At 50.9% G+C, this 19,246-nt stretch carries 16 protein-coding genes; 10 read left to right on the top strand and 6 right to left on the bottom strand.

Annotated features, from left to right (window positions below):
• On the top strand, positions 1–275 hold a 275-nt coding region (locus BUA12_RS04685), incomplete at its 5' end, for an ATP-binding protein (RefSeq protein WP_143146080.1).
• A 14-nt stretch (positions 276–289) separates the two neighbouring features.
• Here BUA12_RS04685 and BUA12_RS04680 read toward each other — a convergent pair.
• Both BUA12_RS04680 and istA read right to left on the bottom strand, forming a co-directional pair.
• Entirely contained in the window at positions 290–1,006 is a 717-nt protein-coding gene (locus BUA12_RS04680; RefSeq protein ID WP_072708813.1) for an ATP-binding protein, read from the bottom strand.
• Positions 996–2,525 (bottom strand): IS21 family transposase, encoded by a 1,530-nt coding sequence (istA, locus tag BUA12_RS04675; protein WP_072708811.1) that lies wholly within the window; start codon positions 2,523–2,525, stop codon positions 996–998. Before istA ends, BUA12_RS04680 begins: the two co-directional genes overlap by 11 nt.
• Positions 2,526–2,887: 362 nt before the next feature.
• On the opposite strand from istA, the gene BUA12_RS04670 reads away from it, so the two are divergent.
• The 6 genes from BUA12_RS04670 to uxuA all read left to right on the top strand — a co-directional run bounded on the left by BUA12_RS04670 (position 2,888) and on the right by uxuA (position 10,396).
• Positions 2,888–4,891: an acyltransferase family protein gene (locus tag BUA12_RS04670; RefSeq protein WP_072708809.1), complete on the top strand. Its 2,004-nt coding sequence runs from the start codon at positions 2,888–2,890 to the stop codon at positions 4,889–4,891.
• A gap of 235 nt (positions 4,892–5,126) precedes the next feature.
• Positions 5,127–6,134: a TRAP transporter substrate-binding protein gene (locus tag BUA12_RS04665; protein WP_072708807.1), complete on the top strand. Its 1,008-nt coding sequence runs from the start codon at positions 5,127–5,129 to the stop codon at positions 6,132–6,134.
• Positions 6,121–6,618, top strand: coding sequence for a TRAP transporter small permease (locus BUA12_RS04660; RefSeq protein ID WP_072708805.1), 498 nt, complete (start codon positions 6,121–6,123; stop codon positions 6,616–6,618). Before BUA12_RS04665 ends, BUA12_RS04660 begins: the two co-directional genes overlap by 14 nt.
• Positions 6,615–7,919 (top strand): TRAP transporter large permease, encoded by a 1,305-nt coding sequence (locus BUA12_RS04655; RefSeq protein WP_072708803.1) that lies wholly within the window; start codon positions 6,615–6,617, stop codon positions 7,917–7,919. Before BUA12_RS04660 ends, BUA12_RS04655 begins: the two co-directional genes overlap by 4 nt.
• A 26-nt stretch (positions 7,920–7,945) precedes the next feature.
• On the top strand, positions 7,946–9,343 hold the full coding sequence (uxaC, locus tag BUA12_RS04650) for a glucuronate isomerase (protein WP_072708800.1): 1,398 nt from the start codon (positions 7,946–7,948) through the stop codon (positions 9,341–9,343).
• A 15-nt stretch (positions 9,344–9,358) separates the two neighbouring features.
• Positions 9,359–10,396: a mannonate dehydratase gene (uxuA, locus tag BUA12_RS04645; RefSeq protein WP_072708798.1), complete on the top strand. Its 1,038-nt coding sequence runs from the start codon at positions 9,359–9,361 to the stop codon at positions 10,394–10,396.
• A 41-nt stretch (positions 10,397–10,437) separates the two neighbouring features.
• On the opposite strand, the gene BUA12_RS04640 is transcribed toward uxuA, so the two are convergent.
• A complete protein-coding gene (locus tag BUA12_RS04640) occupies positions 10,438–11,598 on the bottom strand; it encodes an ROK family transcriptional regulator (RefSeq protein ID WP_072708796.1) in 1,161 nt (386 codons plus the stop codon).
• Between the two features lie 92 nt (positions 11,599–11,690).
• On the opposite strand from BUA12_RS04640, the gene BUA12_RS04635 reads away from it, so the two are divergent.
• The gene (locus BUA12_RS04635) at positions 11,691–12,542 is read left to right on the top strand and encodes an SDR family oxidoreductase (RefSeq protein ID WP_072708794.1); all 852 of its coding nucleotides are present in this window, start codon (positions 11,691–11,693) and stop codon (positions 12,540–12,542) included.
• A gap of 60 nt (positions 12,543–12,602) precedes the next feature.
• On the opposite strand, the gene BUA12_RS04630 is transcribed toward BUA12_RS04635, so the two are convergent.
• Both BUA12_RS04630 and BUA12_RS04625 read right to left on the bottom strand, forming a co-directional pair.
• Complete coding sequence (locus tag BUA12_RS04630; RefSeq protein ID WP_072708792.1) at positions 12,603–13,610, bottom strand: sugar kinase; 1,008 nt, start codon at positions 13,608–13,610, stop codon at positions 12,603–12,605.
• A gap of 2 nt (positions 13,611–13,612) precedes the next feature.
• Positions 13,613–14,251, bottom strand: coding sequence for a bifunctional 2-keto-4-hydroxyglutarate aldolase/2-keto-3-deoxy-6-phosphogluconate aldolase (locus tag BUA12_RS04625; RefSeq protein WP_072708790.1), 639 nt, complete (start codon positions 14,249–14,251; stop codon positions 13,613–13,615).
• Positions 14,252–14,363: 112 nt separating this feature from the next.
• On the opposite strand from BUA12_RS04625, the gene BUA12_RS04620 reads away from it, so the two are divergent.
• On the top strand, positions 14,364–15,332 hold the full coding sequence (locus BUA12_RS04620; protein ID WP_072708788.1) for a LacI family DNA-binding transcriptional regulator: 969 nt from the start codon (positions 14,364–14,366) through the stop codon (positions 15,330–15,332).
• Positions 15,333–15,674: 342 nt separating this feature from the next.
• Positions 15,675–17,678, top strand: a complete 2,004-nt coding sequence (locus tag BUA12_RS04615; protein ID WP_072708786.1) for an acyltransferase family protein — start codon at positions 15,675–15,677, stop codon at positions 17,676–17,678.
• Positions 17,679–17,743: 65 nt separating this feature from the next.
• Here the strand turns inward: BUA12_RS04615 and BUA12_RS04610 are convergent, their stop codons facing one another.
• Positions 17,744–19,171: an amidohydrolase family protein gene (locus tag BUA12_RS04610; protein ID WP_072708784.1), complete on the bottom strand. Its 1,428-nt coding sequence runs from the start codon at positions 19,169–19,171 to the stop codon at positions 17,744–17,746.
• Positions 19,172–19,246: the final 75 nt, after the last annotated feature.

Raw genomic sequence — 19,246 nt, 5'->3', positions numbered from 1 at the left:
TGATCATCATCGACGACTTAATGTATATGGCCATGGACCAGAATGAAGCCAATCTCTTTTTTCATCTGGTGAACCATCTTTACGAAAGGAGTGCTGTCATACTCACCTCAAACAAAGGACCTGAGGAGTGGGGAGAATTACTGGGAGATCAGGGGATTACGACCGCGATTTTAGATCGCCTGCTCCATCGCTCTGAAGTCCTTCACTTGGACGGCGACAGTCATAGAATCAAACATCGAAAAACATTGTTTCAAGCAAAAAGTGTTCAGAATTAATGAGCGGAAAGTGTTCAGAACCACTTGACGGTTACATTTGAACACGCCCGGTCCAGAATGGCGTCCGCAATCGCACCGCCACCCAGCTTTTTATGCCACTCAGTGGAAGACATCTGAGAACATAGAATTAAAGATTTCTCCCGACTGCGCAATTCAAAGACTTCCATCAAATGTTTCTGTTCCTGTTCCTTAGTGGATGTCAGGAGAAAATCATCTATCACAAGGACATCCACTTTCATCAGTTTCTTTAACAGTTTGTCCAAATTCCCATGAAATTCAGCCAAGTCAATATCATTCAGAAGTTCAGTCATTCGATAATACTTACCCGTAAACCCGGATTCAATCGCATGGTTGACCAACGCATTCGCCAGATAACTCTTCCCGGTGCCGGTGGCCCCCTGAACGATGACATTACGGTGATGTTGAATATAATTGTTGGTCGATAGTTGTTCGACGCTTTCTTTGCGTAACCCTCTGCTGGCTGTATAACGAATTTCTGAAATCTGCGCCTCTTTATGCGACAGGTTGGCTTGTTTTTTATACCGTTCAATGCGATTATCCTGCCGGATTTGATACTCTTCATTAACGATGATTTCCAAACAATCCAGTGGTGTCATGGCATGGTCCTGCTCTGAAAGATAGAGGCTGTGCAGCTCATCCGCCATTGTGGTCAAACGCATTTCACGCAACTGGCTCAGAATCGTTTGTAAGCGTAATTGATTATTGCTCATAATAGCCCGCACCTCTCAAAAAGGATTGTTCCGGACTTTCCGGGGTGCTAGACTTTAAGTGGGACGTGCCGGTATTCAATAGTTGTTTGATCAATCGATAACCTGGAGTGGCCGACCGTTCCAATGCATGTTGGCAGGCATCGTTCAGGGCGGAATCTGAATGGGTGTCTGCCAATTTTAATAATGCATGGACCCGTTTGTAGTGTCGTTGTTCCGGACCGTCTGAAAACATCGTTTCGACGACTAAATGCACATTCGGGCCAATGTGCCGTGCCCACTTCAAATAGCGCTGGCTGTTCCACTGACCATGTGTCGCACTATTTTCAGGTAAATGCTCAGCCGCTGTCGTGTAGCCACCCGGCATCTTACTCAATGTACCATGTTCACATAACATCCGGTCTTGATCCCAGACCTGAATCTTTCTCGCATAAATCTTCAGCTTGAGACTTTGACCGATGTATTGATACGGTACAGAATAATGATGTTTCTGATAACTGATGTGGGCATTATTATAAACCTTGATCGTTTTATATTCACAGTACTCAAAAGGCATCGTCGGCAGGGGGTGTAGCGCACCACGCTCCATATCATTAAACATGGAGAACCGTGAGCCTGGCTTCTTTTGAAATGGCTTCTGATTGAAACGATCCAACTCTTTTCTCAAATAATCATTATAGTCATCCAGCCCGAAACATTGATAATTCCGCATGCGTGCAATGATGTGCGTCGTCAACGACTTCACAGTGTTTTCAACGGATGGTTTGTCCTTTGGTTTACGGACCCGGGTGGGTAAAATGATGGTGTGATAATGGTTCGCCATCGATTCATAGGTTTTGTTGATTTTGAGCATCGTCCGGGTATGCTTCGTAATCCCGGTCTTCAAATTGTCGGGTACAGTCACGATCGGCACCCCCTGGAAGTATTCGAACATCTGAATATGCGCGTCGATCCAGCTGGGCTGCTTCATGTCATAACACCCCAGAGCGAACCCGTAGCCGCTGAATGGGAGCACAGCGACAAACAGGTAACCATCAATGATTTCCCCGGTATCTGGATCGATCCAGCGTATTTTTGAGCCGGCCCAATCCACTTCTACACGTTCGCCTGCTTTGTGTTTCATGACATGCGTAAACGACTGCTTGCTTAAATAATCATTAAAGTGCTTTTTGAACTGTGTCAGACGATAGTATGGTTGATGATTATGCCGACAGACATCCACATACTCTTCCCACAGTAACTGCATCGTCACCCCAGGTTGAGCGAGCGACTTGGATAAAGCCGCATAATCCGGCATGGTGTAATGCATCTCCCGTTGACTGGATGTCGACGGCTTGGGTCCGAAAAATGTATCGATCCGGTCGGCCTCCCAGCCACTCAACTCCTTATAAGTAAGTTTGTGCTGTTTCGCAGTATCGATGGTACGTTTAATGACCGGCCGACCGGAACCGACCATGTCACTGATTTTTCTTTGACTGAACGATAGTTCGGTCAATCTGACAATTTCTAAATAATTGGGCATTGACTGCCACCTCCATAAATGTTTTATGCCGCTTTGATGCGGCATAAAATATTTATAGCACTAATTAGATTGAAAAAGTTAAACATAAAAAACAATCCTCTAAAAGAGGATTAAGTGGGTACATCTGGTCCGATTCAGGTGGTAACATGGTGTGCGATTCGGGTGGTATCAAAAGCTCCGACGCAGTGGTAACATTAGAGCGCCGTAAGCAATCTATTACACAATGATGATTTTCCGCTCTCCCAATTGTTTGTGCCGATGGCATGAATAATTCCATAATTATATAAACTTCTGAGACCTGTCAAAAATACTTAAACCGCTTCGAAGTGTTTATCTACATAACAGGGGATGGAGGGGGAGTAATGGATTTATATAAAGTGCCGGAAAGGAAGTACAGGCCGGAGATAGAAGGGGTACGGGCGGTCGCTGCGATCCTGATTGCGATCTACCACATATGGCTCGGCAACGTCTCCGGCGGCGTGGATGTGTTCTTTGTCGTTTCAGGATTTCTGATCACCGCTTCTTTACTCGGTATGTATGAACGCACAGGCGGCATCGATGTCACCGGCTATCTGCTGAAGCTCGGGAAGCGGCTGTTTCCAACCGCTTTTACGGTATTATTGTTCATTCTCGTCACGAGCTTTTTGTTTCTGCCCCAGTCGCAATGGGCAGGCACCGTCAGGGAAATCATTGCCGCATTATTCTATGTTGAGAACTGGATGCTTGCCTTCAACTCGGTGGATTATCTGGCGCAGAACAATGTCGCGAGCCCCGTCCAGCATTTCTGGGCGATGAGTACACAGTTCCAGTTTTACATGATCTGGACGGCGGTGCTGATCATTGCGGTCTTCATCGCAAAGCGGCTGAACATTGCGCCCCGCAAGTCACTATTCATCATATTGATTACGATGTTCATCGCATCCTTCGGCTACTCGGTCTATATCACCACCGTCAATCAGCCATGGGCATACTTTGATACTTTCGCCAGGGTGTGGGAATTTGCGACCGGCGGGATCTTATTCCTGGTCATCGGCAACATCGTTTTGAATAAATCGATGAGCTTCATCTTCGGATGGATCGGTTTCATCGGACTCATCAGCTGCGGATTGATACTTCAGGTGTCCACCGTCTTCCCGGGGTATGCCGCACTGTGGCCGGTGGCCTCGGCGGTGCTGATACTGCTGGCGGGGAATAATGGCGGTAAACTCAGTGTGTATCAAATACTCGGTTCAAAGCCTTTAGTGAAATTCGGCAGTATATCATATGGTTTTTATTTGTGGCACTGGCCTTTGCTGATACTGTACTACAACATTACAGGAAATGCGTCCGCATCGATAGTGGACGGGGTCTCGATCATTTTGATTGCGGTTGTGCTTTCATATCTCACCACCCATATCGTCGAAAAGCCGATCAGGGACAGGAAGGTGATGTCCAAGCCCAAAACGGCATTGCTGCTCGTCGGCATCGCCTCCCCAATCATCATTTTAGCCGGTGTATGGAATCACCATATCAATGAACTGCAAAACGGTGTCGCGAGTGCGGCCTACAGTGATCCCGGCGATCATCCAGGCGCAATGGTGTTTGCGCCCGGCGTCGAAGCGGATCCCGATGTTGATTATCTGCCTCAGCTGATACATGTGAAAGATGACCTGCCGAGAAGCTATGCCGACGGATGCCACCAGCACGTGGAGAAGTCGGATGTCATCCAGTGTGAATACGGGGAGACGGAAAATCCGGACCGGACGATCGCCCTGGTCGGAGGTTCCCACAGCACCCACTGGCTGCCTGCTCTGGAAGTCTATGCACAGGAAAGCAACACGAGAATAGTGAATTACACCAAGAGCGTCTGCAGGTTCTCTGCCGAGTCTTACTTGATGACCACACCCGCTGCCCAGAGGACATGCGAAGAGTGGGTCGGGAATGTGACGAAGGAATTGGTGGAGGAGCAACCGGATCTTGTGTTCACGACGGCCGATGCCACAGAATGGGAGGGTCTTCCTGAAGGCTATGCAGAGAAATGGGCCGAGCTTGAAGAAGAAGGTGTGAAGGTTTTCGCCATCAAGGATAATCCAAGGGTCGAATATGACATCCCCGGCTGTGTAGAGCAATACGGCGAGGACAACGAAGGCTGTTATCTGGAAAATGATCTCGAAGACTTCACGGACGAGATCGATCAGCTCGATCTGAGCAACGTCTACTATGCCGATTTGACCGATAAATTCTGTGAAGACGATGTCTGTAAACCCATCATCGGCAATGTCCTCGTGTACAGGGATGACCATCATATCACGAAGACCTACTCGGAAACGCTCGCGCCGTTTGTGGGCGAGGAGATTGAGAAAGCGCTGGAGTATTTTGAGGAGTGAGAGATTGTTTTTGTTGTGGATTTCAGTTTAAATTCTCTGCAGACCGTAAGGCTGCAGGGGATTTTTTTCAGTGGGCTGTATCATGTAAAATTTTGCGTCTTCGTTATGTATTCTTGTATGATCCCACATAGTTTATTAAAAAAACTAAATATAACAAATGTTTTCAATTTGAACATTGCTTTTAAATATAATTAGTTGTACCATTAAACTATTAAAATTACAGGAGTTTTTGAATATGATGAGATATTATATAGTTTTTGTAAGCGTCTTCATATTGTTTCTCGGCGCTTGCACCGACAGTACGGCGGGGGATGCGGACAGGCATGATATCACGCTTGCGCACAACCATGCGACAGACCATCCGGTCCATGCGTCTTTAGAGCACTTCAAGGAAGAAGTCGAAACCAATTCCGACGGTGACATGCAGGTCACAATCTACGCCAATGAGCAGCTCGGCAGCGAGAGGGAAGTGATCGAGCTGACGCAGACGGGTGCGGTGGATGCGACGAAGGTCAGTGCTGCAGCACTGGAAAGTTTCCGTCCGGAGTATTCGATCTTCAACCTGCCTTATCTGTTTGAGTCAGAGGACGAATTCAAAGAGAAGATGAATGATCCGGAAATTGCGAACGTCCTTTATCAGTCTTCAGAAGACATCGGGTTCGTCGGCTTGACTTACTTCGATGCCGGCATGCGCAGCCTGTACACCGCTGACCGTGTGGTCGAGAGTACGGATGATATGGCAGGCCTCAAGGTGCGTGTTCAGCCGAGTGCTGCGAGCGTCAATATGATCGAGGCACTCGGAGGTACGGCGACGCCGATGGGCTACGGTGAAGTCTATACTGCACTGCAGTCGGGCATCATCGATGCTGCAGAGAACAACTTGACTTCACTTGTGAGCAGCCGTCACGGTGAAGTGGCGGATTACTGGATCTATACCGAGCACACGGTCGTACCGGATATGTTCATCATGAACAAGGCACTTCTCGATGAGATGTCGGATGAACACCGTGAAATCATCTATGACGCGTCGGATTCTGCGAACGAATTCCACGAAGTGGTGTGGGCTGAGGCGACGCGTGAAGCGGAAGACGTCGCCCAGAATGAAATGGGTGTCGAGTTCAGGGAAGTCGACAAGTCCTCATTCATCGAAGCATCCCAACCGCTTCACGAAGAGATGAAGCAGGATGAAACGATGGCACCGATCTATGAAATGTTCAGGGGGGAAGATGATGAAGCAAATTAAACTGACCGTGGACAAAGTGATCCTCGGTTTTGCGAGTATCGCGATCGTTGCCATGACGCTCCTTGCGGTGTGGCAGGTCATCGCGAGATACATACTGAACGACCCGAGTACGCTCAGTGAAGAGATCATCAGATACACCCTGATCTGGTTCACGCTGCTCGGTGCCGCCTATGTATTCGGACAGAATAAGCATATTACGATTTTATTCATACGTGAAAAGTTCCCATGGAAAGTGCAGCTGTTCCTGACATACCTGGCGCAGTTCGCCGTGCTTCTGACAGCGATCGTCGTCTTCATCTACGGCGGCATCAGGATAACGATGCTGACGATCCCGCAGATTGCGCCGGCGACGGGCATCTCCATGGGCTTCGTCTACTCGGCACTCCCCGTGTCGGGCGTGATCATTTTATTCTATACCGTATATAACATCATGACGATCGAGCGCACCGCGATGACAGAAGAAGAGGATGTGACAAGCGTATGAGTACAACCGTATTGGCAGGCATCATGATTTTCGGGCTGCTGCTCCTATTCCTCGTGATCGGGTTTCCGATCGCGATCGCCATCCTGCTCAGTTCATTGTTCACGCTGATGCTCATACTGCCGTTTGATACGACGGTGCTGACCGGGGCCCAGCGCCTCGTCACCGAAATGGACAGCTTCACGATGCTTGCGATCCCTTTATTCGTCCTGGCCGGGATCATCATGAACAACGGCGGCATCGCCTTCCGCTTGATCAACTTCGCAAAAGTGCTCGTCGGCAGGATGCCGGGATCGCTTGCGCACACGAATGTCGTCGGCAACATGCTCTTCGGTTCGATTGCGGGCTCGAGTGTGGCATCTGCTGCGGCGATGGGGCGCATCATGGGGCCGATGCAGACCAACAGCGGATATGATAAGAAGTATTCCGCTGCCGTCAATATCGCCTCCGCGCCGGCCGGCCTGATCATCCCGCCGACGACGATACTCATCGTCTACTCGCTCGTGAGCGGCGGGACGTCCATCGCGGCGCTCTTCATCGCAGGCTACATACCGGGCATACTGTGGGGCCTCACGACGATGATCATCGCCTACATTTATGCAAAGAAATATAAATACCCGGTGGCGGATCGGATTTCATGGCGGGATAAGGGCTTCCTCACGATCGAAGCCATTCCGAGCCTCTTTCTGATCATCATTGTGATCGGCGGCATTGTTGCCGGGATATTCACGGCGACCGAAGGTGCGGCGATCGCCGTCATCTACGCGACCGTCCTGTCCATCATCTATAAGAGCCTGAAGTTCAAAGACTTCCCGCTGATCATGAAGGAGACGGTGGAGATCACCGGCATGATCCTGCTTCTGATCACGGCATCCGGCCTGTTCTCGCTCGTCATGTCCTATACGGGACTGCCGGCGGCGATGAGCGAAGGGCTGCTCGGCATCACGGAAAACCCGATATTCATCCTGCTGCTGATGACGGTCTTCCTGCTCGCCATCGGCACATTCATGGACATCACGCCGGCGGTGCTGATCTTCACGCCGATATTCCTGCCGATCGCGATGGATATGGGCATCGACCCGATCCACTTCGGCATCATCATGACGTTCAACCTGTGCATCGGCAACATCACCCCGCCAGTCGGCTCGGCACTCTTCGTCGGAGCGAGTGTCGCAAACATCCGGGTGGAGAAGGTGATTCCGATGCTGCTGCCTTTCTTCATCGCATTGATCATCATGCTGCTGGTCATCACATTCGTACCCTGGTTCAGCATGTTCTTACCGAACCTGCTGGGCCTCAGCTGATATAAATGACAATTAGGAGAGATACAATGATAGATAAGGATTTCCTGCTCACGACAGAGACGGCGAAATGGTTATACCACGATGTGGCCAAAGACATGCCGATCATCGACTACCATAATCATCTGGATCCGAAAGAAATTTATGAAAATGAAAACTATGCCTCCATCACCGACGTATGGCTCGGCGGCGACCATTACAAATGGCGCGCCATGCGGGCGGCAGGCATCGAAGAGGAGAAGATCACGGGCGATGCGGATGAAAAGGAGAAGTTCGACGCATTCGCCGAGACACTGCCCAAGCTCTTCGGCAACCAGCTGCTGCACTGGACGCAGCTCGAGCTGAAGCACTTTTTCGGCATTGATGAATTCCTTTCCCCGAAAACGGCGGACGGCATTTTTGAGCAGACGAACCGGATGCTTTCGGATGAGGACATGAAGCCGAGAAGCATCCTGAAGCACTTGAATGTCGAGTTCCTCGGTACGACGGACGATCCTGCGGATGACTTGAAGTACCACAAGCTGCTTGCGGAAGACGAGACGTTCGATGTGAAGGTCTCGCCATCATTCCGTCCGGATAAGGCATTGGCGATCGATGCGGAAGATTATGGTGAATGGCTTGGTAAGTTGGCGTCTGCGTCGGGTGTGGACGTGGACAGTTACGAGCAGTTTCTGGAGGCGCTGGATAAGCGGCTTGAATACTTCGATGCCCATGGCTGCCGGGCGTCCGACCACGGCATCAATGAGATGTTTTATGAGGCAGCGTCGATTGATGAGGCGGCTGTTATATTTGAAAAAGTGCTCGGCGGCGGTGCCGTGAGTGAGAAGGAAGTCGCACAGTTCAAGACGTATACGCTCGTGCATCTTGCGAAGCGGTATCATGCATACGGCTGGGCGATGCAGCTGCATATCGGGCCGCTCAGGAACAACAACTCAAGGATGTTCAAGCGCACCGGTCCGGACAGCGGATTCGATTCCATCAATGACGGACTGGTAGCACAGCCTTTGAGCCGGTTCCTCGATGCGGTCGACAAAACCGATGAACTGCCGAAGACGATTTTGTACACATTGAACCCGAGGGACAACATCATCATGGCGACGATGGCAGGCAACTTCCAGTCCGGCGGGGTGGAAGGCAAAGTGCAGTTCGGCACCGCATGGTGGTTCAACGACAACCATGACGGCATGATGGACCAGATGAAGACGCTCGCGAATGCCGGTGCATTCAAGACATTCATCGGCATGCTGACGGATTCCAGGAGCATGCTGAGCTTCGTGCGCCACGAATACTTCAGAAGGATACTCTGTGAGCTGCTCGGGCAGTGGGTGGAGCAGGGCATGATCCCCAGCGATGAGGATCTTTTGAAAGCGTATGTGGAAGACATCTGCTATTTAAATGCGAAAAATTACTTCGGCCTGGAAGGCTGAGGAGGAGAGATATCAATGGAAATGAGCTTCAGATGGTACGGCAACGACGACCCTGTGACACTTGAATATATACGCCAGATCCCGCAGATGAAAGGGATCGTCTCGGCAATCTATGACATTCCTGCAGGGGAAGTGTGGCCGTATGAAGAGATCTTGAAATTGAGGGATCAGATCGCGACACATGGCATGAAGTTGAATGTCATCGAATCGGTCCCGGTGCATGAGGACATCAAGATGGGGCGCGGACGGCGCGACGAACTGATTGAAAACTACAAGGAGACGATCCGCAACTTGTCGAAAGCGGGCATCAAGACGGTTTGTTATAACTTCATGCCGGTCTTCGACTGGACGCGCACCGAGCTTGCCGCACCTTTGGACGATGGATCGAATTCACTGAAATATGACGAAGCGACGGTCAAAAACATCGACCCGCTGAGCGGCGAACTGACATTGCCGGGGTGGGACCTGTCCTATCAGACGGATGACTTGAAGGAAATCATCGATGCCTATCAGGAAATCAGTGAAGAACAACTGTTTGAAAACCTGGTCTACTTCCTTGAACGGATCATTCCGGTGGCTGAAGAGGAAGACGTGCTGATGGCCATCCATCCGGACGATCCGCCATGGGGCATCTTCGGACTGCCGCGCATCATCACGGGTGCTAGAGCTTTACGTCAGCTGTTTGAAGCGGTACCGAGCAGGCATAACGGCATCACGTTCTGCACCGGTTCCTACGGTGCAAGCCCGGATAATGACCTGTTTGAAATCATCGAACTCGCTAAAGAGCGCATCCATTTCGTCCATGCAAGGAACGTGAAATGGACGGGGGACTTATCCTTCCAGGAAACATCGCATTCCATCCATGACGGGTCGCTCGATATGGTGGGCATCGTTGATGCGCTGATTCAGGCGGGCGTTGACGCACCGATCCGTCCGGACCACGGCCGCATGATCTGGGGCGAGACGGGACGTCCGGGCTACGGTCTTTACGACCGTGCACTCGGTGCCGCTTACCTCAACGGCATCATCGATACAGTGAACAAGGCGGAATGATTAAAAATCCCTCCCTGCATATGCAGGGAGGGTTCACTTATTCAGCGGTAGGCATTGAGGTTCAGGTGGTTCACATCCAGGAACTTCGCAAGCGGCACGAGTGCTGCGCCGAGCGCACTGGAATGCTCGCCGAGCGGGGAGATGAGTATTTCCTCATAGTCGATGAATGATGAAGAGAGAGTGGGCTTCAAGTCATCCAGCAGCTCCGGGTACTGCGTGAATATGCGGCTGTTGATGACGAGTTTCCTCGGGTTGAATATGTTGATGATGTTATTCAGTCCGACCGCGAGGTCAGAAATGTAGTCTTTGATGACTGCTTTCGTCTTCTGATCCGCCATCAAGGAAGCGTAGGTCGGATGGTCATGCAGGCTGATGTTGTGATCTGCAAGTGCCTGCTTCAACACCTCATCGGAAGCATACTGTTCGAAGCATCCTTTATTGCCGCACCGGCATTCGGCACCGTTTTTCCGGATGATCATATGACCGACTTCACCCGCATAGCCGGTGAAGCCGCGGAAGACTTCATCGTTTAGGAGTATGCCGAGTCCGATGCCGCTTTGAAGCGTCACCGAGAACAGGTTCGACTGGTAGTCCGTAAAGGACTTTTCGGCAAGGACGGTCATATTCGCATTGTTGTCGACATACACGGGTACTTGATAAGTGTTTTTGAGCATGTCGATCAGCGGGGACAGTTCAAACTGTGTCGGCGGGGCATAGAGCAGTTCATGGTTTTCATTCACAATGCCATGCAGGCTGATGCCGATCCCGGCGAGCCGGTTCGGGGTATAGACCGAATTGTACTCCTTGATGATCGGACCGAGTATTTCCGGCAGTCGTGATGCGAGCTCGTCGGTGCGCCGGATGTCGAAGTCGAATATGTTGTTGTAGATCGTCATCCCCTTAAGGTTGATCAGGACGATGCGTATATGGCCGCGGTCGATATCGATGCCGATGGTGTATGTACTCATTGGATTCAGTTCAAGGTTGATCGGCCGGCGCCCCGGATGCGGGTAGTTCTCCACCGGTTTCTCGATGACGAGGGACTGGTTGATCAGGGAACTGACCTGGGAGGAGACCGTCGCCTTGTTGAGACCGGTGCGTTTTGCGATGTTCACCCGGGAGATCGACCTGCTGCGGATGATATCTTCCAGCACAAGCCGACGGTTCATGGATTTAATGTAGTTTGCATCACCTGTTACCATTGAAGGCACCTCATTTTAGTATGGTTATTGAACTAATTCTACCAAACAGAAGCACAGTGGACAAACTCATAATGAATTACAGGAGGAATAATATGAATATCAATACACAGATAGACTTGAGCGGCAAAGTAGCCGTCGTTACAGGCGGCGGCGGGGTCATCGGGTCTTATTTCTGCAGGGCACTTGCGGCAGCGGGGGCGAAAGTCGCGGTACTCGGCCGGACGCTCGAGACGTGTGAGAGTGTCGCTGAAGAGATTAAGAGCTCGGGCGGGGAAGCGATCGCCGTCAGCTGTGACGTGACGGATAAGTCATCGGTCGAAGCGGCACGTGCGACGATCAATGATGCGCTCGGCACATGCGATATACTTGTCAACGGTGCGGGCGGCAACCATCCTTCCGCCTCGACGGAAGACGAGTACCTGGATCTCGATAAACTCGATGACCCGGATGTGAAGAACTTCTTCGCACTCGACACCGACGGCATCGACTTCGTCTTCAAGCTGAACTTCCTCGGCACGCTGATCCCTTCCCAGATTTTCGGGAAAGATATGGCAACGAAAGAACATGCAACGGTCATCAATATTTCATCGATGAATGCGTTCACGCCGCTCACTAAAATACCGGCATACAGCGGGGCGAAATCGTCGGTGACGAACTTCACCCAGTGGCTGAGCGTCTATATGTCGAAAACGGGCGTCCGGGTGAACGGGATCGCGCCGGGCTTCCTTGCGACGAAGCAGAATAAAGACCTCCTCTTCGACCAGGACGGCAACCTCACCGACCGCAGCCATAAGATCATCGGTGCGACGCCGATGGGCCGCTTCGGCGAACCGGAGGAACTGCTCGGCACACTGCTTTACCTGGCGGACGAGAAAGCTTCAGGATTCGTCACGGGCATCACGATACCGGTGGACGGCGGATTCTCCGCTTATTCCGGTGTTTAATTGCAAATGAAGAACTCCCTTCAAAACGATGAGGGGAGTCTTTTTATTGTCTATAAAGTTTTACCGCTTCACTTCACTCGTTGCATCCAGCACGGTGTGCATGCCGGAGATGTCCTCGGTCAGGAAGTCGCCGCTGATCGTATGTTTGTAGAGCATGTTGCCGAGCGCATTTTTAATGGTTTCTTCGTGGCTTAGATTGTTCATCAGGCCGTGGATGATGCCTGCTGTGTATGCATCTCCGGTGCCGATTCGATCCAGGATGTCCACTTCGTAGGATTCCGTTTCAGTGATTCCGCCGTCCGTGTACATCATCCCTTTGATGATGTTTTTATTGGAATGGATGACCGTGCGCTGGGTGAAGGCGATGTGTTTGATCTTATAATGATTGCTGATCTTCTCGAGTATCGGCTTGAGGGTATCAGCATCCGGATTGCGTTCAAGGCCGTCCTTGATGTCTGTGCCGTCCTCGATCAGTTCCAGCGGTTCATAGCCGAATATGACATCGCAGTAATGGATGAACTGGGGCATCGTGCGTCTGGCTTCCTCGAAACTCCAGAGATTCCCCCTGAAGTTCAGGTCGGCACTGACGGTCATGCCCTTACTTTTAGCTGCCTTCAATGCCTCCAGCAGTATCGCCTGCAGCTCGAGGTTGAGTGCAGGGGTGATGCCGCTGAAATGAAACCAGTCGCGGCCTTCGAAGATGCTTTCGAAATCGTAATCTTCAATGCTGGACTGTTCGAAGCTCGAGTACTTCCTGTCGTAGATGACGGCGGAAGGGCGGAGGTTGAACCCCTGCTCGAGGAAGTATGTCCCCATGCGTGCACCCTGCATGTTGATGTGCTCGGTGTTGATGTTGTTGCTTTTGAGCAGGGACACTGTACGCTGGCCGAACCCGTTGTCCGGCAGGGCAGTGATCATTGAGGTGTCGATGTCTGAAGCGGCGAGACTCATGGCAACATTCATCTCGCTGCCGCCGATATTGATGTTGAACTGATTGGCGGTTTTGAAGGTGGCGGAAGTCTCCGTGCTCAACCGCATCATGATTTCACCGAAAGTAATGAATTTCATGTCTATTCTCCTTCCGTCAATTCCTGGTATCTTGCGACGAAGCTCTCCGTATTTTCTTTGACGACTTCAGGGTTTGAACCGTCATAGCCTTTTGCGAGGGCGCTGCCGATGCCGATCGCAAACGCGCCGTTCGCCATCCATTCGGACATGTTTTCTTTATTGACACCACCCGACGGCATAAGGTTTGCGTGCGGAATCGGCCCTTTGATGTCCTTGATGAATGAAGCGCCGAGCACCCCGCCCGGGAAGATTTTGATGACGTCCACACCGGATTTCATCGCAGCAGTGATTTCCGTCGCCGTGGCACAGCCCGGCAGGTAAGGGATCTGATTCAAGTTGCACAGTTCGGAGACTTCCGCATCGAAGTGCGGGCTCACGACATAGCGGGCGCCGCTGCGGATCGCTGCATCGGCGGTGCCGACGGACATGACCGTGCCTGCACCGACGCATATGCCTGGTTGTTCTGCGAAGTGCTCGATGAGTTCGCCCGCCTTCGGTGTCGTGTAGGTGATTTCAATATTCTTGATGCCGCCTTCGATGATGCCTTCAATCATTTTGACGGTATCGTCGAAACCCTGGCCCCTGACGACCGCAATGAGGTAATTCTCTTTGATCTGTTTCAATATTTCATATTTCTTCATAAATTCCACTCCTTAAAATTAATCATCTTGACGATATACACAAGAGAGTATACATTTGAATTACTACTAAAACGATTTACTAAAACGTTTTATCATTTAGGAGCATTATAACATGAAAAGAATCACTATCAAAGATGTCGCAGAGCATGCCGGCGTCTCCACCAGTACGGTTTCCCAGTACATCAACGGGCGGTACAGCTATATGGGGGAGGAGACGAAAAGAAGGATTGAGGCGTCGGTGCGGGAGCTCGGGTACCGGCCGAACTTCATGGCGCGCAATCTGAAGAAGCGGTCCACCCGGACAATCGGCATCATCGTCTCGAACATCCTACATCATTTCGCCGTGTCCGTGACCCGAAAGATTGAAGACGACTGCGATGCTGACGGCTACAGCCTTATCATATGCAACGCGGACGATGACCCGGTGAAAGAAGAAAAGTACATCAACAATCTGCTTGAGAAGCAGGTCGACGGTTTGATTATCATGCCGACTGAAGGGAATGATGCGCTATACAGAAAACTCGCCGAGCAGAAATTCCCGGTCGTCTTCATCGACCGTTTTATGGAAGGCGTGTATATACCTTCTTTTAAATTGGATAACCGGCATGCAGTGGGAATCGCTTATGATTATCTGACCAGACAGAAAGTTCAAAACTACTATTATATCGGTGCCTCCAATGCCATGGACATCACCCCGCGCACCGAGCGTCTTGAGACTTTCAAGAAGCTCGCACCCAAAGGGAAAGTCATTACGGGTGAAAATGAAGAATTGTACAACCGTATAGAGGAAGAATTCATAGTCGGACGGTCGAACGGCATCATACTCGCCAATGACTTCGCTTTGATGACCTTTTTGGAGTATGCGAAGCAGCAGGAGTTGGATTTGGTTGAATCGAACAAAATGATCGCAATAGACGACCTCCCCCTTGCCGGTGTTTATAATCCGGGCCTTCCGACCATCGCCCAGCCGATTGAGGCGATAGCTCAAAACGCCTATCGTCAGTTGATGGGAGTTATTGAAGGCGAGAGTGGTGCTGCGAAGATGGTGAATAATTTTAAGGGGAAGATTGTCGAGCGGTGAGAAGTTTGTTTATTTGTGAAAGGTTGTTTGATGGTATTCTGTTTCTTGCTTTGGTGTTTTCAGTACATTTTCTCCGGCTCCTTTTCAAATAAAGAATAAAAATTTCATGAAAATGACTGAGTAATGAATACTTATTTTGAACAACGTGGTATAATGACTTCAAATAGAAATGAATTATTACACTTATATCAATCTATTACACAATGATGATTTTCCGCTCTCCCAATTATTTGTGTCTATGGCATCAATGATGCCATACCGATATAAACTTCTGAGACCTGTCAAAAATACTTGAACCGCTTCGAAGTGTTTATCTACATAACAGGGGATGGAGGGGGAGTAATGGATTTATATAAAGTGCCGGAAAGGAAATTCAGGCCGGAGATTGAAGGGGTACGGGCGGTTGCTGCGATCCTGATTGCGATCTACCACATATGGCTCGGCAATGTCTCCGGCGGCGTGGATGTGTTTTTCGTCGTTTCAGGATTTTTGATCACCGCATCTTTACTCGGTATGTATGAACGCACAGGCAGCATCGATGTCACCGGCTATCTGCTGAAGCTCGGGAAGCGGCTGTTTCCAACCGCTTTTACGGTATTATTGTTCATTCTGATTATGAGCTTTTTATGGTTGCCGCAGTCCCAATGGAGCGATACGCTCAGGGAAATACTGGCGGCGATGTTCTACGTTGAAAACTGGATGCTTGCCTTCAACTCGGTCGATTATCTGGCGCAGAACAACGTGGCGAGCCCGGTCCAGCATTTCTGGGCGATGAGTACACAGTTCCAGTTTTATATCATCTGGACGGCGGTGCTGCTCATTGCGGTCTTCATCGCAAAGCGGCTGAAGATTGCGCCCCGCAAGTCATTATTCATCATATTGATCACGATGTTCATCGCATCCTTCGGCTACTCGGTCTATATTACCACCGTCAATCAGCCCTGGGCATATTTTGATACTTTCGCAAGGGTGTGGGAATTTGCGACCGGGGGGATTTTATTCCTGATCATCGGCAACATCGTTTTGAATAAATCGATGAGCTTCATCTTCGGATGGATCGGTTTCATCGGACTCGTCAGCTGCGGATTGATACTTCAGGTGTCCACCGTCTTCCCGGGGTATGCAGCGTTGTGGCCGGTGGCCTCGGCGGTGCTGATACTGCTGGCGGGGAATAATGGCGGTAAACTCAGTGTGTATCAAATACTCGGTTCAAAGCCTTTAGTGAAATTCGGCAGTATATCATATGGTTTTTATTTGTGGCACTGGCCTTTGCTGATACTGTACTACAACATTACAGGAAATGCGTCCGCATCGATAGTGGACGGGGTCTCGATCATTTTGATTGCGGTTGTGCTTTCATATCTCACCACCCATATCGTCGAAAAGCCGATCAGGGACAGGAAGGTGATGTCCAAGCCCAAAACTGCATTGGTGCTCGTCGGCATCGCCTCCCCAATCATCATTTTATCGGGTGTGTGGAATCACCATATCAATGAACTGCAAAACGGTGTCGCGAGTGCAGCCTACAGTGATCCCGGCGATCATCCAGGCGCAATGGTGTTTGCCCCCGGCGTCGAAGCGGATCCCGATGTTGACTATATGCCTCAGCTGATGCATGTGAAGGATGACCTGCCGAGAAGCTATGCCGACGGATGCCACCAGCACGTGGAGAAGTCGGATGTCATCCAGTGTGAATACGGGGAGACGGAAAACCCGGACCGGACGATTGCCCTGGTCGGCGGTTCCCACAGTACGCACTGGCTGCCTGCCTTGGAAGTCTATGCGGAGGAGAACGATGTGAAGATCTTGAATTACACGAAGAGCGTCTGCAGGTTCTCTGCCGAGGCATACCTGATGACCACGCCCGCTGCCCAGAGGACTTGCGAGGAGTGGGTCGGGAACGTGACGAAAGAATTGGTAGAGGAGCAACCGGATCTTGTGTTCACGACCGCGGATGCCACAGAATGGGACGGTCTCCCTGAAGGGTATGCAGAGAAATGGGCCGGGCTTGAAGAAGAAGGTGTGAATGTTTTCGCCATCAAAGACAATCCAAGGGCCGAATATGACATCCCCGGCTGTGTAGAGCAATACGGCGAGGACAACGAAGGCTGTTATATGGAAAATGATCTCGAAGACCTCACGGAAGAGATCGATCAACTGAATCTGAGCAACGTCTATTACGCCGACCTGACCGATAAATTCTGTGAAGGCGACGTGTGCAAGCCGATCATCGGCAACGTCCTGGTCTACAGGGATGACCACCATATCACGAAGACCTACTCGGAGACGCTCGCGCCGTTCGTGGGTGAGGAGATTGAGAAGGCGCTCGAATACTTTGAGGAGTGAGGAATTGGAACGAAGTGCGGGGCGGTGCATGTATGAATACAGCGCCCCGTTTTTGGTGTTCTCATTTATAACAAGTCTTCCCGGACCATCTTCAATATATCGCTGTCCGCTTTAAGGATGTCCGGCTCTGCACGGGCGGCAATGTCTTCTGCGGCGCTCTGTGCTTCAGAGATTTTCAACTGCTCGTCGATGGTCAGAATCTTCCTGTCCTCCATGACGACTTTCCCGTCGATGATGACGGTCTCGACTTCATCCCCGCGTGCGGAATAGACGAGGTTCGGGACGATGTTCCGTATGGGTTTGGTGAGCACAGGGAAGAAAGTCGGAGCGGTGAGATCGATCAGTATGATATCCGCCTTCTTGCCGGGCTTAAGGCTTCCGGTCTCATCCCCGAGACCCATGACTTTCGCCGCTTCAATCGTCGCCATCCGGAGTGACTGTGTGGCATTGAACACGCGCGAATCTTCATATTTGACCTTATTCAATATCGCTGCGAATTTCATTTCGTTGAACATGTTGTTGCTGTTGTTGCCGGGTGCCTGGTCGGAACCGAGGCACGCACTGCCGCCGGCATCGAGGAACTGCTGGACAGGCGGGACGAGCCCGTCGATGATGCCGATGCTCCCGGCGCAGTAGACCATACCGGCACCGCTCCGTGCGACACGCTCAGTTTCCGCCTGTGTCGCCTCGGTGAGGTGGACCGCAATCAGCCGCTCATCAAGGAAGCCGTGCTCATCCAGAAATTCAATGCTCCGCTTCCCGTACCGCTTGACCATCTGATCGATCTCCCGGTCACCCTGCGCAACGTGCATATGCATCTGCGTATCCAGTCTTTCTGCATGGTCTTTTATTTCACCCAGCAGTTCAAGGCTCATCATATCCGGGCCGTGGGGACCGAGGATGACGCTGATGCGTCCATCTTCTACGTTATGGTGATTGTCATACAGCGTGAGATTACGGTTCAATTTCTCTTCGCCGATGGACGGGTTGAACGGGTAGAGCTCGCCGACCGGGAGGTCACCCAGGTTGGCCGGGATTTCATTGACCATTTCAGCCACCCTTGCACGGGCACCGATCTGTTTGTAGTTGTCCACGATCAAATCCATCCTGCCGTCATAGTCGCAGAACGTCGTCGTCCCGGCACGGATGCCCTCAATGATGTTGACCATCGAACCTTTGACGGCCTCCTCCGGACGGAGATGCTTCTGGAATGGCCACAGACCTTTCTGCATCCAGTCCGACATATCCTGCGCCACACCCCTGAAAATGCTGAGGCCGGTATGGATATGCGCATCAATCAGGCCCGGCATGATCAGCTTGCCCGCGGCATCGATGTACCTTTCCGCCGTATGGTTCTCCATAATCTCTTTTGAAGTACCGACCGCTTCGATCCGGTTGTGTCTGATGGCAACGGCACCGTCTTCGATATAACCCACACCCTTACCTTCCATCGTCAGCATATGACCGCCATGGATGATGATATCGACTTTCATTTGAATCCCCCCCCTAATGATTTGAATGTACGTTTTGGGCATGCAAAACACCTTCGATTGTATACTGGGTTCATT

It is taken from the genome of Lacicoccus alkaliphilus DSM 16010, assembly GCF_900142805.1.
GTDB lineage: Bacteria > Bacillota > Bacilli > Staphylococcales > Salinicoccaceae > Lacicoccus > Lacicoccus alkaliphilus.
This window is presented reverse-complemented; position numbering and strand designations above follow the sequence as displayed.

Excerpts from the sequence above, each read along its gene's own strand:
- BUA12_RS04655 (WP_072708803.1), top strand. The coding sequence starts at position 6,615 with ATGAGTACAACCGTATTGGCAGGCATCATGATTTTCGGGCTGCTGCTC.
- BUA12_RS04640 (WP_072708796.1), bottom strand. The coding sequence starts at position 11,598 with ATGGTAACAGGTGATGCAAACTACATTAAATCCATGAACCGTCGGCTT.
- BUA12_RS04610 (WP_072708784.1), bottom strand. The coding sequence starts at position 19,171 with ATGAAAGTCGATATCATCATCCATGGCGGTCATATGCTGACGATGGAA.
- BUA12_RS04670 (WP_072708809.1), top strand. The coding sequence starts at position 2,888 with ATGGATTTATATAAAGTGCCGGAAAGGAAGTACAGGCCGGAGATAGAA.
- BUA12_RS04680 (WP_072708813.1), bottom strand. The coding sequence starts at position 1,006 with ATGAGCAATAATCAATTACGCTTACAAACGATTCTGAGCCAGTTGCGT.
- istA (WP_072708811.1), bottom strand. The coding sequence starts at position 2,525 with ATGCCCAATTATTTAGAAATTGTCAGATTGACCGAACTATCGTTCAGT.
- BUA12_RS04625 (WP_072708790.1), bottom strand. The coding sequence starts at position 14,251 with ATGAAGAAATATGAAATATTGAAACAGATCAAAGAGAATTACCTCATT.
- BUA12_RS04635 (WP_072708794.1), top strand. The coding sequence starts at position 11,691 with ATGAATATCAATACACAGATAGACTTGAGCGGCAAAGTAGCCGTCGTT.
- BUA12_RS04665 (WP_072708807.1), top strand. The coding sequence starts at position 5,127 with ATGATGAGATATTATATAGTTTTTGTAAGCGTCTTCATATTGTTTCTC.
- BUA12_RS04660 (WP_072708805.1), top strand. The coding sequence starts at position 6,121 with ATGAAGCAAATTAAACTGACCGTGGACAAAGTGATCCTCGGTTTTGCG.
- BUA12_RS04630 (WP_072708792.1), bottom strand. The coding sequence starts at position 13,610 with ATGAAATTCATTACTTTCGGTGAAATCATGATGCGGTTGAGCACGGAG.
- BUA12_RS04620 (WP_072708788.1), top strand. The coding sequence starts at position 14,364 with ATGAAAAGAATCACTATCAAAGATGTCGCAGAGCATGCCGGCGTCTCC.
- uxuA (WP_072708798.1), top strand. The coding sequence starts at position 9,359 with ATGGAAATGAGCTTCAGATGGTACGGCAACGACGACCCTGTGACACTT.
- BUA12_RS04615 (WP_072708786.1), top strand. The coding sequence starts at position 15,675 with ATGGATTTATATAAAGTGCCGGAAAGGAAATTCAGGCCGGAGATTGAA.
- uxaC (WP_072708800.1), top strand. The coding sequence starts at position 7,946 with ATGATAGATAAGGATTTCCTGCTCACGACAGAGACGGCGAAATGGTTA.